General features: G+C 64.1%; 14 protein-coding genes and 1 pseudogene. 9 read left to right on the forward strand and 6 right to left on the reverse strand.

Annotated elements, in window-relative coordinates:
• Positions 1-79 precede the first annotated feature (79 nt).
• Complete coding sequence (locus BM372_RS11670; protein WP_090955384.1) at positions 80-814, forward strand: GAF and ANTAR domain-containing protein; 735 nt, start codon at positions 80-82, stop codon at positions 812-814.
• Between the two features lie 22 nt (positions 815-836).
• Here BM372_RS11670 and BM372_RS11675 read toward each other — a convergent pair whose 3' ends face one another.
• Both BM372_RS11675 and BM372_RS11680 read right to left on the reverse strand, forming a co-directional pair.
• Positions 837-1,214: a hypothetical protein gene (locus tag BM372_RS11675; protein ID WP_090955386.1), complete on the reverse strand. Its 378-nt coding sequence runs from the start codon at positions 1,212-1,214 to the stop codon at positions 837-839.
• A gap of 298 nt (positions 1,215-1,512) precedes the next feature.
• A complete protein-coding gene (locus BM372_RS11680) occupies positions 1,513-3,006 on the reverse strand; it encodes an FAD-dependent oxidoreductase (RefSeq protein WP_090955388.1) in 1,494 nt (497 codons plus the stop codon).
• 788 nt (positions 3,007-3,794) lie between these two features.
• On the opposite strand from BM372_RS11680, the gene BM372_RS11685 reads away from it, so the two are divergent.
• Positions 3,795-4,508, forward strand: a complete 714-nt coding sequence (locus BM372_RS11685) for a GAF and ANTAR domain-containing protein (RefSeq protein WP_090955390.1) — start codon at positions 3,795-3,797, stop codon at positions 4,506-4,508.
• Positions 4,509-4,624: 116 nt separating this feature from the next.
• Here BM372_RS11685 and BM372_RS11690 read toward each other — a convergent pair whose 3' ends face one another.
• Positions 4,625-5,371, reverse strand: a complete 747-nt coding sequence (locus BM372_RS11690) for a GAF and ANTAR domain-containing protein (protein WP_256214213.1) — start codon at positions 5,369-5,371, stop codon at positions 4,625-4,627.
• A 581-nt stretch (positions 5,372-5,952) separates the two neighbouring features.
• Between BM372_RS11690 and BM372_RS11695 the strand changes: the two genes are divergently transcribed.
• The 4 genes and pseudogenes from BM372_RS11695 to BM372_RS20860 form a co-directional block, all read left to right on the forward strand.
• The gene (locus tag BM372_RS11695; RefSeq protein WP_090955392.1) at positions 5,953-6,714 is read left to right on the forward strand and encodes a GAF and ANTAR domain-containing protein; all 762 of its coding nucleotides are present in this window, start codon (positions 5,953-5,955) and stop codon (positions 6,712-6,714) included.
• Between the two features lie 125 nt (positions 6,715-6,839).
• Positions 6,840-7,568 carry a GAF and ANTAR domain-containing protein gene (locus BM372_RS11700; RefSeq protein WP_177235978.1) on the forward strand — a complete coding sequence of 243 codons (729 nt, stop codon included), beginning with the start codon at positions 6,840-6,842 and terminating at the stop codon, positions 7,566-7,568.
• Positions 7,565-7,792: a hypothetical protein gene (locus BM372_RS11705; RefSeq protein ID WP_090955396.1), complete on the forward strand. Its 228-nt coding sequence runs from the start codon at positions 7,565-7,567 to the stop codon at positions 7,790-7,792. The genes BM372_RS11700 and BM372_RS11705 overlap by 4 nt, the downstream gene beginning before the upstream one ends.
• 1,261 nt (positions 7,793-9,053) lie before the next feature.
• Positions 9,054-9,284: pseudogene (locus BM372_RS20860) on the forward strand (VOC family protein); the annotation flags it as partial.
• 425 nt (positions 9,285-9,709) lie between these two features.
• Here BM372_RS20860 and BM372_RS11720 read toward each other — a convergent pair.
• The 3 genes from BM372_RS11720 to BM372_RS11730 all read right to left on the reverse strand — a co-directional run bounded on the left by BM372_RS11720 (position 9,710) and on the right by BM372_RS11730 (position 12,323).
• Positions 9,710-10,741, reverse strand: a complete 1,032-nt coding sequence (locus BM372_RS11720; RefSeq protein ID WP_090955400.1) for an NADPH:quinone reductase — start codon at positions 10,739-10,741, stop codon at positions 9,710-9,712.
• A gap of 99 nt (positions 10,742-10,840) precedes the next feature.
• Entirely contained in the window at positions 10,841-11,500 is a 660-nt protein-coding gene (locus tag BM372_RS11725) for a dihydrofolate reductase family protein (RefSeq protein ID WP_090955406.1), read from the reverse strand.
• A 217-nt stretch (positions 11,501-11,717) separates the two neighbouring features.
• Positions 11,718-12,323: a lytic transglycosylase domain-containing protein gene (locus BM372_RS11730; protein WP_371261729.1), complete on the reverse strand. Its 606-nt coding sequence runs from the start codon at positions 12,321-12,323 to the stop codon at positions 11,718-11,720.
• Between the two features lie 229 nt (positions 12,324-12,552).
• Here BM372_RS11730 and BM372_RS11735 point away from each other — a divergent pair, with 229 nt between their 5' ends.
• The 3 genes from BM372_RS11735 to BM372_RS11745 all read left to right on the forward strand — a co-directional run bounded on the left by BM372_RS11735 (position 12,553) and on the right by BM372_RS11745 (position 16,215).
• Positions 12,553-12,846, forward strand: coding sequence for a hypothetical protein (locus tag BM372_RS11735; RefSeq protein WP_090955600.1), 294 nt, complete (start codon positions 12,553-12,555; stop codon positions 12,844-12,846).
• 449 nt (positions 12,847-13,295) lie between these two features.
• The gene (locus tag BM372_RS11740) at positions 13,296-14,825 is read left to right on the forward strand and encodes a carboxylesterase/lipase family protein (protein WP_090955601.1); all 1,530 of its coding nucleotides are present in this window, start codon (positions 13,296-13,298) and stop codon (positions 14,823-14,825) included.
• Between the two features lie 391 nt (positions 14,826-15,216).
• Entirely contained in the window at positions 15,217-16,215 is a 999-nt protein-coding gene (locus BM372_RS11745; protein WP_090955410.1) for an NADP-dependent oxidoreductase, read from the forward strand.
• The last annotated feature ends 6 nt before the right edge of the window (positions 16,216-16,221 follow it).

Below are 16,221 nucleotides of genomic sequence, written 5' to 3' on the forward strand. Positions count from 1 at the left end.
ACAGCGCCGATATACCTGGCTCTTTAGGCTCGTCGGGCTTCCACGGCTGTCAAGACAGGAAGAACAGTAAGATGGTTCGATGTCCAGTTCAACGGAAAACGAAACCGCAGACCAGCTCCAGAACATTCTGGTGGGCGCAGAGAATGCATCTGAGTTTCTTTCCGGCCTCTCGAAGCTCGCCGCGGCCGCGGTTTCTGAAGTTGCCGACGATAACGTCGAATGTGCGGTCACCATCAAAGCGAGGCGCAGGCCCACTACTGCCGCAGCCAGCAGTAAACGCGCCGTGGAGTTGGATCAGATGGAGCAGGCCATCGGCGACGGCCCCTGCATAACAGCGCTCCGGCAGATGTCCCCGGTGGTGATCGACGACGTCTCATCGGATTTGCGGTGGCCGGAGTTGAACCGGAAATTCGCGGAAGCGGGCGTATATAGCTCATTAGGGGTGCCCCTGGAGATCAGCGGCGACGCCAGTGCAGCATTGAACTTCTTTGCGTCCAGGCCCGGTGCCTTCACCCCGAATGTCTACGACAAGGCCGTGGGCTTTGCCGCCGCGGCCCACAACACGCTGCATCTCTCGGTCCGCATCGACACTGCACAGAACCGGGCGGAGGATCTGGAGGCGGCCCTGCAGAGCCGGACTGCCATCAACCTGGCGTGCGGGGTAATCATGGCGCAGAACAAGTGCTCGCAGCCGGAAGCCATGGAAATCCTCATCAAGGTCTCCAGTAACCGCAACCGCAAACTGCGTGACGTGGCCAGCGAACTGATCGAACAGTTGTCCGGCGGCAGCATCCAGACCCACTTCGACGCGTAAGAGCAGCCGGCGAGCAGCCCGTTCAAGGAAGAGTCGGAGGGTCCGCCGACTCTTGCTCTTCGTCGAACCAGCGCACAACGCTGCTTCCCCCGTACGCCCTGCTGAGCGTCTCGTGCAGCCCTTCAGCCTGCTGGCCGGCAAGGTCCAGCTGTTCGACCACGGTCGTGACGCCGGCGGCGCTTTCGTCGTGGTGTTCGGCGAAGTGGACGCCTGGGATGGTTCGACGATGCCACTCAGCAAGCTCACGCAATGCCTGCTCGATGGAACGTTGCGCGTCGAGAAGGTCGCCCAAGAGAGAGTAACTGCTCGACGGGCTGTCCAGGCGCGTGATCACATCGGCGAGCTGGCGCGCATCCTGCCGGAGGCGTTTGGATGCCCCTACTGTGTCTCCTGCGCTCATAGCTGTACCCACTTCCCCGTCCGCCGTTCGTGACAACAGTCTACGAAGGAGGCGCGCACTAGCACCCCCGGATGCCGGCTCTAGGGAAGGGCGACCGAGATACTGCGACAAAGTAGCTGCATCTGAGTCAGCCTGATGGCCTCCGGACCATTCATCACCGACCCGTCGTCGATGTTCGACCGAACCAGCTACCCGGTCCAGGAGCATAGCCCACGAGCGCAACCAGAGTGCTGAAACAACTGGGTCAGTCCGTCAGGCAGGGATCAGATCCCCCTTGGGGGCGGAAAGTTCACGATGGTCATTCGACGTGAGGCAGATTTTGCGTACTTGGGCCCTGCAGGACCTCGCCTGTGGCCGCGAAGCGGGAGCCGTGCAACGGGCAGTCCCACGTTCTTTCTGCGTCGTTCCAGCTGACGATCCCGCCCAGATGTGTGCAGACCGCCGACACGCGGCAGGTTGTCCCATCCACTGTGGACACGGCCACGGGTTTGCGGCCCTGCCGAAGGACGGTGCCGGTGCCCTCCCCCGGGACTGTGTCCCCGGTGACGGGTTTGGCCGCTGTTACCTTGGCCCAGTTTTCGGCAAGGGTTTTGGCGACGTCGGCATTCAGGGCCACGGCTGCGGCCGCGCCGGCGGGCGAGGTTATCCTGCGGTGGATGGTCTCAGCCCAGCGGAGCTGTCCGCCCAGGATTCCGGCGCTGATCGCCAGAGCCGCGGCGATGCTGTTGCTCATGCCCCATTTGTTGTAGCCGGTGGCGAAGAAGATTTTCCCGCCGCCGCGGGGCATTTTGCCGAAGAAGGGCATCAGGTTGGTGGCCTGGTAGTCTTCCCCCGACCAGGTGTGGGTCGGCTCGGCGCCCGGGAAGTGGTGGCGTGCCCAGTTCAGCAGTTCATTCAGGCGGGCCTGGGGTGAGGCTTCCCGGCCGACTTGGTGTCCGTTGCCTCCGACCAACAACAGTTCCCCCTGCTCAGTTGGATAGGTGCGCAGGGAACGGCCGGGGGATTCAGCCGAGAGATACATCCCCGAGGGAATACTGGTCGAGGCAGGAATTTTTAGGGCCGCCACGTAAGACTGCGAGGCCTTCAGTTTCGCGAAATACAGGCCCCGGTCCAGGATCGGGATTCCAGTGGCCAGCACCACCCGGTCAGCACGGATTGTCCCAGCGCCGGTAACAACGGCGGGCCGGTTTCCACCGGTAACGTCCCGGACCCGCACTCCTTCGATGAGCGCACCTCCGTGGGCGCGGAAGTCTGCGCTCAGACTGTCCAGTACGTCCATCGGGTTAAATTGCGCCTGACCGGCCAGGCGAATGGCGCGGCGGGTACTGAACGGCAGACCGGAGTCGCTGGCTTCCTCCACGTCCAGGCCGGCAGCCCGGCTGACGGCCAGTTCGGCTTTTACCTGCTCTTCTCCCCCGGCAGTCATGGCGAACGTGTAGGCGTCACGGCGCTGGAAGGGCACCGCCCTTTCCTCCAGGTGACGCAGCAGCCAAGCCTGTCCCTCCCTGTTGGCCTCCACATAGGCGTTGACGATCTTCTGCGAGTACTGCCGGCGCAGCCCGGACAGGATCGTTCCCTGCAGCATGGTCAGCTTCGCGGTGGTGTTCCCGGTGGTTCCTGCTCCCAGGGTTCTGGCTTCCAGGACGGCCACCTTCATTCCCGCCCTGGCCAGCAACAGCGCTGTCGCCAGACCCGTAATGCCAGCTCCAACCACGACCGTGTCGTATTCAGCGTTGAGGTCGAAGGTGTCCGATGTGAGGGTCCGGGGACGGTCCAGCCAAAGTGAAAGCATTTACAGCACTCCCTGTCCGTCATGTGAGGCCGAAACCGACCTGGCTCTGGTGGTCACAGCCTAGACAGTTCCCGCGCCCGACAGAAGGCCCGGAGTCCACTGCAAGGCCAGCGACCCAAATAGGGGCGATCTGGGGCTGCCTCATGGACAACATCACGTCCTGGTCCGGCATTGGGTCTTGTGCTTTAACGGCAGAACTTACCAACGGCCCCGGCAGGTGCGAGGAACACCTCCGGAAGATAATAGGGACCGGGCGGGGCCAAGACCCAGATTCCGCAGAAGGTCCGGTAGGTCCCTGACGCCCGGATGACAGGATGCCGCTCCCCTCCGCCGGCAGAAGCTGAGCGGATTCGTTCGCCTGGAACTGCGTTTCGGGTCGGCAGGAACCTGCCCCGACTCTTCCTGCCGGCCAGGCACCGGGGCAGCCACCATCCATTAGAGAGTCGACTGACCTCTCGCCGTGGGCGGTCCACGTTGAATATAATTGTGGTGGAGATTCGCACCCGCCCGAGAGCGGGCAAACTTGCTCTATGCGCCTGACCGCGCAGCCCCAGCCCGATGGCTAACCCGGGGCCTCCGGCCCTTCGACTGTAGAGTGATCGCAACATCATAGCCGCCGCCAACCGGGCACCCGTCCAGCACGGCTTACTCCCCACGGGGCGGCCACCGCGCAGCTAAGAGAGGATCGCACCCGTGTCCGCCTCACCAGCCACCCTCGCCGGACCAGGGACCCTGTTGCTGGGACGGCCGTCCCGCGGTACGGCCGTCACTCCCAACCGGAACCAGTGATGGACGCCGACCTGCCCCTCGCGGATGAGCTCGCCGCCCTCACCGCCCGGCTCGCCGACTTGCTGCTGACTCACGACACCGTCGACGAGGCCGTCCATGCCCTTGCCCAAGCCCTTGTAGAAGCGGTCCCGGGAACCGCCGGGGCCGGCGTCAGTCTGATGGATACCCGGGGCCGACGTACAAGTACGGCATCAACCGATCCGGTGGTGCTGGACGCGGATCAACTGCAGTACGACCTCGGACAGGGGCCCTGCCTCACCGCCTGGGCCCAGCAGGCAACTGTGAATGTCGAGGACACCCGCACGGAAACGCGCTGGCCCGCTTGGACCCAGGCTATCGCCCATCTGCCATTGCGATCAGTGATCAGCTCCCCGCTCTCAACCCGCGACAGCGCGATCGGGGCGCTGAAGGTTTACTCCCCTACCCCTGCCCGGTTCGATGCCAGGGCCGTCCGCATGATCGAGCTACTTGCCCACCCAGCTGCCCTGATGCTTGCCAACGCCCTGGCTCGTGACTCGGCGCAGCGCCTCAGTGATGGGCTCATCCGGGCACTGGGAGACCGTGACGCGGTGAGAACAGCTACCGGCATCCTCATGGAACGCTTCCGCCTCGACCGTGATCTGGCCCTCGCCACCCTCATCATGACTTCACGAGAGCGGCACGAACCGCTGCACCAACTCTCCCGGGAAATCATCGGCGGCGCGGAGCCTTAGAACGGCCATTACCGCGGGATTTTGAGCTCCGACTACCCGCTGGCCCTCTAAGCTTCGCGGAAGTCCGGTGGCGCGAAGCCGCCCGTCCGCCCCTGCGCGGACCGGAAGCGGGTCATTTACTCGTCGAAGTGGGCGGCGAGAACGGCATCGCCACTGACGGATGCAACAATAGCCGCGGCGACGTCCCGCAGTTTGAGGTTCCTCAGGCTCGAGGCATTCTTTAAAATCCTCAGGGCAGAATCCTGTGTGCACCTGTTCTGGGCCATGATGACGCCTGTGGCGATGTCGATTGGCGTGCGTGACTGCATCGCCGCAGCCAGGTCGTTCCTGGCCTCAGTCAAATGGGCTATCCGCAAGGCCAGACGAAGGCTCCTGGAGGCTTGGGCGGCAAACTCCAAGCCACCGGCAATATCTGCGGCCGAAAATCTGTGCGGCTGGGGTGCAAATATATTCAGCGCCGCGCGGGTCTCGCCCTCCAGTTCCAGCGGGACCGCAAGGATCGAACCAACTCCTTGTCCAGCCACGGCCCGCATGTAATTCGCCCATCGGGATTCAGAAGCGACGTCGGCGACATAGACGGTGGACATGTCCTTCATGGCCGCAAGACAGGGGCCCTCTCCGAACTTAAGCTGAATCTCATCAAGTACCCGGGCCTGGGCGTCACTGCTGGCCACGGTGGCCGCCTTCTTCCTCCGCAGGACAGTAAAGGCGCAGCGTACTTCGCTGTCTGGAACTGAGAAGAATGCGCAGGAAAACTCCGCCAGAACATCGAGGAAATGTCCGACATCGACACTTTCCAGCACCAACTCCTGGAGTTGGGCAGCGATGTCCTCGCGCACCTTGTGACGGGCCTCAGCGACCACTACAACCTACTCACTTCGGCAAGCACCCCCGCGTTACACTAACGCCGGACGTGCTGCTTAAGGGCGGACAATGCTTCTGGACTGCCAGATTACCCCCCATGCGGATGCAGGGACCCGCATGTCAAGGAAAACGGGGCCTGTGAGAAGTTGGGAATCAGAAGCCGTGGACCTCCGGCAGTGCACTTTACGCCGCGGAAACACCGGAGGCGCGCGCAGCGATGCGGTTCCGTCGTGCCGCACGAGACCACCGCCCAAAAGCCGGCCCGCCCAAAAGAGACGGCCACGGCCGTCAAGGACTGCGTCCAAACCCGGATCGTGAGCTCCTTCCACAGGACCTGAACGCTGGTCAACCCCCGGGTGCATGGGCGTGTATCTTGTGTGGCCTTTGGAGAGTAGGCTCAAAATCAGAGGCGAAGCGATCACTCTGAGTACGGGAGCCACCACGTCAGGAGTCCCGGGATTGCGTTCGGCCTGTTTGTTACTCGTGGCCGTGGAGGCAAGGAGCCCGCGATCGTTCCCGGACGGTGTATCCGGCCAAAAGATGGATTGGGGATCCAGCTCCAAGTGGATCGAGGCATGTGATGGCTGAAACTGGTCGGCCGCTGACGTCCGGGCAACTTCCTTCGCCGACGATGGAACAGTTGCAAGATCTCCTGCTGGAAAGCCCTGGGTTTGACGAGTTCCTCCTTGAGCTGACGGTCTTCTCTGCCTCGAAACTCGCCGCACCCGAACCAATGCTGTGCGCGATTTCTGTGGAGCGGGACGGACGGCCCGTCACCGTGGCCAGCAGCAGCGACACTGCCAAGCGGATGGACGAAAAACAGTACGGATTCGACGACGGCCCCTGCCTCACTGCGCTGCGGGAAGGCCGCACCGTCGTCGTGGCGGATCTCAGAACGTCCGAACGGTGGCATCGGTACTCAGAGGCGGTCACTGGCGACGGCATCACATCGGTTGTTGCCGTTCCGATAAATGCCGGGGCGAACGCCGCGGCGGCCCTCAATTGTTATGCCCGGAGCACGGAGACGTTTGATGCAGCAACTATTGCTGCGGTGGAATCGTACGCGGTGCCGCTGTCCCGAATTCTCCGCCTGGCGCTTCGCGTACATAGACTGGAAATACATCCGGAAGGCCTGCACGGGGCGCTGCAGTCCAGGGCAGTAATTGATGCTGCCCTAAGCCTCATCATGGCCCAAACCCGGGGCAGCCGTGAGGACGCTGCCGCTCTGCTGCAAGAGATGGCACGGTCCAGCAAACAACAGCTGAAGCAGATAGCCATGGTCATCTTGAACGGCGCAAAGCTCCCTGAGCAGGCGCAACCTGATGGCGAAACGCAGCAGTAACCCCTCGGCGCCCCTTGCCGGACGTGGCATTATCATTTGAAGCAACTGCCGGATGGTCATCCCTCCAGAGGGATGCTGACGACCCTGATGACATGTGAGGCCAGCCTGTGACGCGGAAGCACCAAGTGGCAGACGAACTGCCCGAAATTTTCGCGCGGGTCTCGGGTCTCCTGCTCACAGAACCAGTGGTTGATCAGGCCGTGGCGAAGATAGCACAAGCAGCGCACCAAAGCTTGGCTGGCAGCGTCGGCGCCGGAGGCACACTCATCGACGCCCAGGGCCGGCCCACGAGCACGGCGTCCACCAACAGCCTCGTGGAGGAGGCCGACCGGCTGCAATACGAACTCGGCGACGGACCGTGCCTCTCCGCCTGGGCGAGTGCTCGGGCTGTGCGGGTGGACGATCTTCGCGACGATCAGCGCTGGCCGGAATGGGGCAAGGCGGGCGCCCGCCTGGGCTTGCTGTCCTGCATCAGCGTCCCGCTCCTGGTCCCGGACGCGACTGGAAACAATGAACCCGAGCCTTTCGGCGCGATGAAGGTCTATTCAGACCAGCCGCATGCCTTCGACGAACGCAGCGAAGAGGTTCTGTCCCTGCTTGCCGGACCGGCCGCGCTCATCCTGGCCAACCTCCAGGCCCGGGAGCGCGCCGCAAGGCTCAGCGTCGTCCTCAAGGACGCCCTGCATAGCCGAAGCGTCATCGACCAGGCGAAGGGGGTGCTCATGGAACGGCTGCACGTGACGGAAAGGGGTGCCCTGCAAGTCATGATCACCCGCGCCCGGGCAGAGGCGATCCTTCTGAGCAGGGTGGCCCAGGAGATCCTAGACACGACGGAAATCGACCTGACGCCATGAGCGTTGACTCGGACGGCGAGGCGCAAAGGGACGGGGCGGCCAAGGCATTCCGGGAGGCTGGCCTTGATGTGGATGATTTATGGATGCACTACTTCAGCATGGGCGGGGATGCAGGAGCCATGGAAACTGAGGCCTACCTCCACGGTTCCTACATGCTGCGCCCCATACAGCGGGACCTGCTGGACCACGCCATCTACGAACTTAGCAACGACGAGAAGCAGTGACCCGCACCATTTGGCCTGCCGGAGCTCTAAAGCTGAGCAGGTCAGCCCAGCCCGCTGCGGCAGCTCAGCGCGGCTGCGCAGGATTAGTGGGCACTCCTTGTGAAGGCGGGTTAATGGGCGGCCCCGACGTTGCGGGTGACACCTTTGATCCTTGCTGGGTCTGGCTTACCTCCGGAGTGTCCGGCGAGGACGTGCCGCTAGGCTCCGCACCCCCTTTCAGTGCGTTCAAGCGGCTTTCCAGGATTTGAATGACTGGAAGCCTGTTGCCGTGGGCGCGCTCGTAGGTGAGCAGTTGCCCCACGCCCGTCTCGTCCAGTCCCGAGATGCGCGAGGGCAGGGTTCCGCTGGGGATGTGGTCGTAATCGGCTAAGGGCAGTTCGGCATGTTCGTTCACAAAAACAACCTCCTAAAAAACCATGTCTTGCAACACCCGGAGTGCGGGCGAGGCAAGCCGATGATGCCAAATTAGCAGCGATCCACTGGCAACGTAAGCGGCAAGTTCAATGGGCACAACATCCTCAAGGGTCTCGCCGTACTTCGAAGTCCGCAACGGGGTGCGGGTGAGGTACGCGGACAACAAGGCAGACTCGGAAGGACATCATGGAAGCCCCGACTTTGGATGACGTGCGCACTCTCGGCGCCAGAACGAATATCGCGATCTGCTGCCGTCCATCACCACGCCGACCCAGATCACGGCGGGCCGCCACCACGACCTCGTGCCGTGGTCGAACAGCGAGTACCTGGACGGCCTCCTACCGAACAGCGAGATGCATCCTCTCGACGCTGGCCACTTCGCGTGGGAAAAAGCAGCGGAGGAATACAGCGACTGGTCGCTGACTGGGTCAGCGGCGGGGTACCGACGCGTCGCTGACTAGCTGCGCTGCATCAGGCACTACAAGAGATGACCCGTTGCAAGCTTGACTGTCTCGGCCTAGTTTTGGGGCTGGGATGTGATCCGGGGTGCACTCGACAACGGCCGGCGGACCCCTCACACCTCCGCCGCTGCCATCGGCACGCGGCCGCAGGCCCGTGGCATAGTTGTTGCATCCGAAACGGAGGGCGGCCCCGTGTCCTACCCATTCCAGGTGACCTTTGACTGCCACGACATCGAGACAATGACCCGATTTTGGGCGGTGGCCCTCAGCTACAGCCTCCAGGAGCCGCCCGAAGGATTTTCGAGCTGGGCGGAATTTGCCACGAACCAAGGCATCCCGGAGGAGCTGTGGCGTGGCGCTGTCATTGACCCGGCCGCCAAAGGCCCCGCCTGTTCTTTCAGCCGGTTCCCGAAGGAAATACGGCGAAGAACCGGGTCCATCTCGACATCAATGTCAGCAAGGGTGCCGAGTCGAGGGCCGACGGACGCCGCGTGGCCCTTGCCCACGCCGAACGCTGCGTGGACGCCGGAGCCACGCTCGCGACGGTGTACGACGGCGACGACGGCTGGCACATTGCCATGCTCGACCCGGAAGGGAACGAATTCTGCATCCAGTGACAGTTCCCGTGGACATTCCTGAGGCCATCCAAAAGGTGGTGATGTGGGTGCTGTTCCGGTGCGGTCCCGTCAGACCTCCCGGTGAGCTCCCTATTCCCCGAGGGGCTGGGCCGCGGCCGTGGTGTGCTGGGACTTCGCCGCATCTAGGGCCGCATGGGCGACCGCGGCGGACGAGCGTGCCTCGTGCTTCTCAGCCACGCGTGCAGTCTGGCCTGCCCGGTGCGGCGGATCGCGTCCGGGGTCCGGTGTTCTGTCGACGGCCTTGGTGGATCGCGGTACCACCAGACGTAATCGCGCCTGACTACCGGATCAGTGTCGCGGCCTGCTGTACCGGGCAATAGGTGCGCAGTCCGGACTCCTCGGCCCGCTCAATCCCGCGGCTGCACCGTGTGATGATCCCCGCGAGGGTCCCGAAGCGTTATCGCCTAGGCCGCTGACACATCGATCAGCACCTTGCCGACGATGCTCCCTTCCACCGCCGCGTGGGCCGCTGCCGTGTCAGCCAGGTCAAAGCGATGCAGCGGCAGGCCTGCGGTCTCTCCCACCGGAAGGGCGCCGTCGGCGATGGCTGCATTGATGTCCTCGGCGGCGGCTTGCACCGCCGCCATGCCAACGGTGTAGAGCAGCACGAACTGGTAGCGGACATTGAGGCTGAAATGCCTGCGCACGTCCAGGGTCACCTGATCGCCGCCGTTGTTGGCGTAGACCGCGACGGAGCCGTGGTTGCGGATCACCGCCAGGTCGAGTTCCGCGTTCTGTGCGGGTGCCAGCTCCACGATCTGGTCGACTCCCTCGGGAGCGATCCTGCGGATCTCCGCGGCCGCGCGGGTTTCCCGGTAATTGATGACGTGATCGGCGCCGGCGGCCGTGGCCAGCGCAGCCTTCGCCGGTCCGCTCACGGTCGTGATCACCACAGCGCCGGCCCACTTGGCGAGCTGGATGGCCGCATGGCCCACGGCGCCGGCCCCTCCAGCGACGAGAACTACTTTGCCGTCCAGGCTTCCCGGGTGCAGGCGCCGCGGGCCGTCCTCGGCGATGGTCAAGGCCCTGTGAGCAGTGATCGCGGGAACGCCCAGGCTTGCGCCGAGGTCGAACCCGGCGTTCTCCGGCAGCGGAAAGACCCGCTCGGCCGGCAGGACGGCGAACTCCTGCGCTGTCCCGCCGTCGGCGCGCTGGTGGGCGGCCAAGGCCACCCAGACCCTGTCACCGACGTGGAGATGCTCGACGCCGGGTCCGACGGCGTCCACCACTCCGGCGCCGTCCTGGTTCGGCACGACCTCCTCGAAGGGCAAGGGCTCGCCCCTTTTGGCGCCGCGGCGCGACTTCCAGTCCGTGGGGTTCACCGCGGAGACCATGATCCGCACCCGCGCCTCCCCGCGCCCCGGGTCGCGGATCTCGCGGTCGACGAGCTCTAGAACAGACGGATCGCCGGTGGCACGGTACACGATTGCTTTCATACTCACACCTAACGCCGGCCCTGACCGAAAATTCCCGCCGGGCGCCGGACCGGATGCGGGCACGGTCGCTCGTCCGCCGGCGGTCGCTCCCAAGTCGGCCTAGCGGGCTGTGCGACGAGTGAAGACTAGATGGAAGACGCCGCTTGGAGAAGGGGTCGCTTCAATTTCAAAGCGTTGCTCGAGTCCTTCGAGTCCATCCCAGAGCCGTTCGCCCCGGCCCAGGACGATTGGCACGAGGACGATGTGCATGTGGTCGATCAGATCGGCCTCGAGGAACTGTCGAACCGTGCTGACGCCGCCACCGATCCGGACGTCGAGGTCGCCGGCCAGGGCGCGAGCCTGCTTGAGCGCGGAGACGGGGTCGTCGTCAACGAAATGGAAGGTTGTTCCGCCATCCATCTCGAGTACCGGCCGAGGATGGTGTGTCAGAACAACGACAGGGGTGTGAAAGACAGGGTTGTCGCCCCACCATCCCTTCCATTCCTCGTCCTCCCAGGGACCGCGTTGAGGGCCGAACTTGTTGCGCCCCATGATCTCCACGCCAATCCCCGGTCCCCACTGGCTGGCGAACGCCTCGTCGACGCCGAGGGATCCCTCCGACTCCCCCGGGATGCCCATCTCGCGGAAGGTGCGCGTCTCGAAAGCCCACTCCATCAGCCGTGAGCCTGCGTGACCGAACGGAGCGTCGAGTTGCTGACCCTCGCCGGCGCCGAAGCCGTCGAGGGAGACCGAGAAGTTATGCACGCGGACGAGGGACATGTCATCTCCTGAAGTGCTTGTCGTTCGCATCACCTTATGGTGATCGAGCCCAACCACTCAAGACCGACGGTGGGAGGATCAAGCCGCGATGTACACGGAGCCGCGTAGCGGATGCCCCATCAATACGGCGCTCGAGCTCCTCGCCAGCCCCTTAAAGCACCTCGTGGATTCACCGGGCGTCCCTGGCTTCACCGCCATGGGCCATCAGCCCGTGGACTCATTCGTCGGTGCCCGTCTTCGCGGCATATGCGGTGGCTTGGGCCCGCACCTGGCGGATGTAGGGATCGGACTGGTTGTAGGCGTAGATGGCGTCCGTCCACCCTTGCGCGGTTGAGAGGTCACGGCCGTGGGCGCACAGATAAGTCGCCGCACTGAGGGCGGCGTCGTCGATATTGAACGGGTCCGCCGTTCCGTCCCCGTTCCCGTCCCGCCCTGCAATGCGCCAGGTGGAGGGAATGAACTGCATGGGTCCGACGGCGTGGTCCCAGCGGGCGTCGCCGTCCAGGGTACCGGCATCCGTGTCCGCGATGGCGGCGAATCCGGCGCCGTTGAGACTCGGGCCCACAATCGGGCCGCTCGCTTGCCCTGCGGTGTTAAGGCTGCCGCCGCCGTAAGTTCCGTGCGCTGATTCGATGGAGCCGACGGCTGCCACCGTATTCCAGCCGATCCCGCACAGCGGAGCGGAATCGTTGGCCGCGACGGCCGCAGCAACGTAGGCCCGGAGCGCGCGGGCAGGGATCCCCGTTTGCGCGGCAGCCCGGATGAGCCACTGGGCATCCGGGCTCCGGGTTACGTTCACGGCGGTGGTGATGCCGGTGGACAACGCTTCAAGTTTCGTCCCCGCTCGCGGCGGTGGGGGGAGGGTCCCGCGGGTGTCCGCGCCGGGGTGACGGAGTCCCCAGAACGAGAACGCGGTGATGGCGCAAATCGCGAACAGGCTGAAAACAGTAAGGCGTTTTAGACGGAGCACGGACTAATCAAACCATCCCAGGTCAGTGTCCCGCCGGTCCGAGCACGCCTCGGAGCGCGAGCCAGCGGGTAAGCTGGCGGCCATGAACGGGAACAACACCATCTTCGGCTGGGCCTTCGGAGACTCCGCACGCGCCGGGGACGAAGACTACCTGGCCACGATTAGGGACGAGTCGCTGGAGAACGCGCGACAGGATGCAGCCCGCCAAGGCGTGCAAATCGATCCCAGCACGGCGGTCTTCACTGTGGTTTCGGAAGACAATTCCCTGATCGATGCGGGCGAATCAGCGCGGGGCCGGATAACCGTGCGCTGCACCGTGCACGTGGAGGGTCCGGGCGCAGAGGAAATCCATGCCGAGGGGCCCATGAACGGCTAGTCATGGACAGACGTAGACCCGCCGCGTTCTGCGGCGTACCCATCGGCTCCGGCGCATCCCGCCTGCTGGAGCGCCAAGACCACGCTGCGAACTGCCTCCTCCACGCCGCGCAGCTGTATGGAATCTTCAGCCCAAGAGGCTCAATCTAGCAACCACGAAGAAGCAGTTGTCCGTGCCATTCAGGCCTGCGCAGCGTCGTCGAACGTTTTATTCCATCCATTGAAACCAACGGGGCCTTGCGAGGGCACCGGTGGCGATGATGATGCCATGTTCACAACCCGTCCCAATCCAGTCGCTCGGTGCAAAGTTCTCCATCCGGTGGCTGTCAGCGCTTCCGATGGCGGTTATCTGGCCAGCTCCATGTGGTGGCGCATCGATGAATTCCGGCGCTCCCTGCAGCCGAGACCGCAGACAGCGGCGGGCGGGAATCCGAAACGGGATTGCTCGGCATGACTGTCGCCACTTCAGCCTCCGGAGCAGTTTGCGGCACCATCCGAACAAGTGAACTTGCTGTCGACGGCGGCCCGTTGCACACCTTCCTCGGCGTCCCGTACGCCGAACCCACTGCGGGACGCCGCTTCCTGCCGCCCGTTCCCGTCCAACCCTGGGCGGAGGTCCGCGATTGCACACGGCCCGGGCCCATGGCGCCGCAGAACCCCGACCCGTTCATGGAGTCGTCGGACCTGTGGGATGAGGGCAGTTGCCTCAACCTCAACATCTGGACACCCGGGATCGACGCCGCCGCCCGCCCAGTGATGGTATGGATCCACGGCGGCGCATATCTGGGCGGCTCCAACAATGGCGGACTGCATGACGGCGGCAGCTTGGCTTGGGCGGAGAACGTCGTGGTGGTTGCAGTCAACTACCGGTTGGGAGCGTTCGGGTTCCTCCACTTGCCCGAGCTGCTGGGGCCCGAATACGCCGACTCGTCCAACGTGGCGCTTCTCGATATTCTCGAGGCGCTTCGCTGGGTGCGCCGGAACATCGCCGCGTTTGGCGGGGATCCTGGAAACGTCACGGTGTTCGGTGGGTCCGCCGGTGCGGCGGCCGTGGGTACCTTGCTGGGCATGCCAGCGTCGGAAGGGCTGTTTCGCCGTGCGATCATGCAGAGCGGCACCGCCGAACGGTTCAGGTCGACGCGGGAATCCGCTGCTGTGGCCCGGCAATTCCTGGGCCACTGCGGGTTGGAGGCGTCCCGGGCCGGCGATCTGCTGACCCTCCCCGCCGGCCGGCTATTAGAGGCCCAAAAATTGCTGGTCGATGCCGAGGCGGAGCGCGACTTCGGTGTGCCGTTGCCGTTCAAGCCCACTGTGGGGACCCCCTCGTTGCCGGCCTGTCCTCTCGACGCGGTCCGCGAAGGGCGCAGCTCTGCAGTGGACCTGCTGATTGGCACCAACCTCAATGAAGGATCGTTCGCTGTGGAAATGCGGCCTTCTTATCCCAACGACCCACCGCGCCTAGAAGATCGGGTTGGTCTGCTGGTGGCCGCACGCTCGGCGCACCCTGCCGTGGCAGCAAGAGGATACGCCGCTGCTCTCACCGATTGCATGGACGTTGAACCAACGGGCAAGGAGCTTATGGAAGCTTGCCTCGCGGACATACTTTACCGCCAGCCCAGCAACCGGCTTTTGGATGCCCGGGTCTCCGCTGCCGGAAATAGCTTCAGCTACCTATTCGCCTGGGCCACACCAGCCTTGGATGGCAGGCTCGGCGCCTGCCACACTCTCGAGGTACCGTTCGTTTTCCGGCACCTGGACGGCCAGCAGGCTCGCTTCCTGGTGGGACAGAACCCGCCGAAAGGATTGAGCGACAACATAAGCTCCGCATGGGCGGCCTTCGCTCGGAACGGAATACCATCAGCACCGGGGCTGCCGCGCTGGCCCGCGTACGGACCTGAGCGAAAAACGATGGTTTTGGACGTCGTGTCCCGTGTGGAGCTGGATCCCCGCAGCAACCTGCGTCGCTTTTGGCAAGCCTGAAGGCTCGCTTCCTGAGACACTCCATGACCGTCAAACACTGGCGCACCCGTTCGGAGATCGGTTTAAGGGGCACCCAGAATGACATTTGGCGCTGTAAATACACCGCCACGTCGGCGCATGACTGCAATCGAAAGTCATGTCACATAGGACTCGTGTCAGCAGAAAGAGGCGGCTGACTTCGATTCGGTGTTCTTCGCCCGCAGGGCTGTCTGGCCATTCATGGCCCGAGGCCGGAGGCCAGCTTGCTGGCGAAACTCCCTGTCGCACGTCCACGGAAACATTCAAATGCGCGCGGGCACCTAACGGCCCTCTTTGACAATATTTCTGAGTGCACTCACAATTGAGTTAACTCGTTTTTAGTCTATCGCGCGTCACAGAGGAGCAGCACGCCATGAGGGCATTCGTCGTTACCAAGTACAGGGAGCCGCTGCGCGCAGCAGACGTCCCCGAGCCGACCGTCGGCGACCGAGATGTGCTGGTCCAAGTCCAGGCAGCTGGACTCAACCAATTGGACGAAAAGATCCGCCTGGGTGAGTTCAAGCAGATCCTCCCGTACAAGCTCCAGCTGATCCTCGGGAACGATGTCGCCGGCACAGTCATCCGCGTCGGGCCGAAGGTGCGCGGATTCAAGCCCGGTGACGAGGTCTACGCCCGCCCCGACAAAGACCGCATCGGCACGTTCGCCGAGCGCATCGCCATCACCGAGGCGGATCTGGCACTGAAACCCGCATCGATCAGCATGGAGGAGGCCGGCTCGCTACCGCTGGTGGCACTTACGGCGTGGCAGGCCCTCGTTGAGCAAGGCAACGTGCGGCCGGGGCAGAAAGTTCTCATTCACGCCGGGGCCGGCGGGGTTGGGTCGATCGCGATCCAACTCGCCAAGCACCTCGGCGCCACCGTCGCGACCACCGCAAGTGCCTCCAATGCCGACTTCGTGCGAGACCTCGGCGCGAACACGGTGATCGACTATCGCACGCAGGACTTCGAGCAGTACATCACCGGGTACGATCTGGTGCTCGACAGCCTCGGCGGGGAGAACCTCGTGAAGTCACTGCGCATCCTGAAGCCCGGCGGGAAGGCGATCGGAATCGCCGGACCGCCGGACCCGGCCTTCGCGCGCAAAGCCGGCCTGAACCCTGTGCTGCGCCTGGCCGTCGCGGGGCTCAGCAGCAGGATCCGGTGGCAGGCGAAGAAGCTCGGCGTCAGCTACGAGTTCCTCTTCATGCGTGCCAGCGGCGACCAGTTGCGCCAGATCACCGCCCTGGTTGACGACGGCGTGCTGCGCCCGGTCGTGGGACAGGTCTTCGACTTCGCCCAGACCCCACAGGCGCTCGAGTCGCTGGCCAAGGGCGGCATCCGCGGCAAAGCCGTCGTCACCCTTCCCTCCTGAGCCGCC

Source organism: Arthrobacter sp. ov118 (assembly GCF_900116495.1).
Lineage (GTDB): Bacteria > Actinomycetota > Actinomycetes > Actinomycetales > Micrococcaceae > Arthrobacter.